The organism is Actinomadura bangladeshensis, assembly GCF_004348335.1.
Taxonomy (GTDB): Bacteria; Actinomycetota; Actinomycetes; order Streptosporangiales; family Streptosporangiaceae; genus Spirillospora; species Spirillospora bangladeshensis.
Genome location: NZ_SMJW01000546.1, coordinates 1 through 1,293, shown reverse-complemented (window position 1 = coordinate 1,293; position 1,293 = coordinate 1). Strand labels below are relative to the sequence as shown.

At 79.0% G+C, this 1,293-nt stretch carries 1 protein-coding gene; it reads right to left on the bottom strand.

Going from position 1 to position 1,293, the window contains the following annotated elements; all coding sequences use genetic code 11:
- On the bottom strand, positions 1 to 1,293 hold a 1,293-nt coding region (locus E1284_RS40755; protein WP_131945444.1), incomplete at both ends, for an acyl-CoA dehydrogenase family protein.

Below are 1,293 nucleotides of genomic sequence, written 5' to 3'. Positions count from 1 at the left end.
GGCGGTGACGGGGGCGGGCAGGTCGAACGCGGCGGCCAGCTCCGCCGCGTTCGGCGCCAGCTCGTCGCAGGTCCGGCGCCGCGCCTCCCACAGCAGGTCGAGGAGGCCGGGCGGGGCGGCGCCCTCGTTGAGCAGGTCGGGGGCGCGGCGCTCCAGGACGTTGAGGGCGTGCAGCCGCAGGACGGCCCCGGCCCCGGCGGCCTCGGCGGATCCGGCCTCGGCGGCGCAGATCTCCAGGACGATCCGGTCGGCGCACGCGGCGGCGGTGCGGGCGGCCAGGACGAGGTTGGCGTTCCAGGCGGTGAAGGCGTCGCCGCCGTCGCGCAGCGCGTCCGCGACCCGCCCGGCGAGCCGGTCGCGCATGCGGCGTTCGCCGTCGCGGGCCAGGTGGAGCCAGACGCGCGGGGAGTGCGGGTCGCCGCCGTCGGGCGGGCCGGCGCCCGGGTCGGGCGGGACGTAGCGGTCCAGGTCGGCCATGGCGCGGGCGGTGTCGTAGAGGATGAGCTCGTTGTCGCCGCCGGCGTTCTGGTAGGCGTGCGCGAGGCCGCGGTAGGCGTTGAGGCGTTCGACGGCGGCGAAGCCGGGGGCGCCGCTGTGCACCCGGCACGCCGACACCGTCTCCTGCGCCTGCGCGGTCGCGGCGGCCTTCAGCAGCGCCAGGTCCCGGTCGACGGCCGACCACGGCGCCCACGCCGTGTCGGGGCCCTCGCCGGGCCCGCCTTGATCGGGGGTCTGCGGGAAGGCGGGGCGGGGCTCGGTGACGTGCGCGGCGACGGCGGTGAGCGCGTACGCGGCGGCCAGCGCGCCGAGCACGGCCTCCTGCTGGTTGCGGTAGTCGGTCAGGGGGCGGCGGGGCGCGAGCCGGCCGAGGGTGGTGCGGCCCGCCGAGTGCGCCAGCAGCATGCCGGCCGACGCGCGGGTGATCGCGGCGGAGGCGGAGATGACGGCGCGCCAGACCGGCGGGGCGATGCCCATCGAGCGGGTCAGCCGCGCCGCCGGGGACCCGGCGGGGTCGTGGAAGGCGCCGGCGGCGTCGATGGCGGCGCCGTCGCGCAGCCAGGCCCCGTAGGGGACGTGGACGCCGTCGAGCAGGACGGCGGCGTAGTCGATCTGCAGCCCGCTCGTCTCGGGCGCCGGGACGATCCGCACGCCGGGCGGGACGGTGCCGTCGGGGCGGCGCAGCGGGACCGCGAACACGAACACCCCGCGCTCGCGGCCGCCGTGGACGAGGGTGGCGTAGACGGCGGCGGTCTTGGCGACGGCGGGGTGGGCGGTGTTGGTGGGGAACTTGGC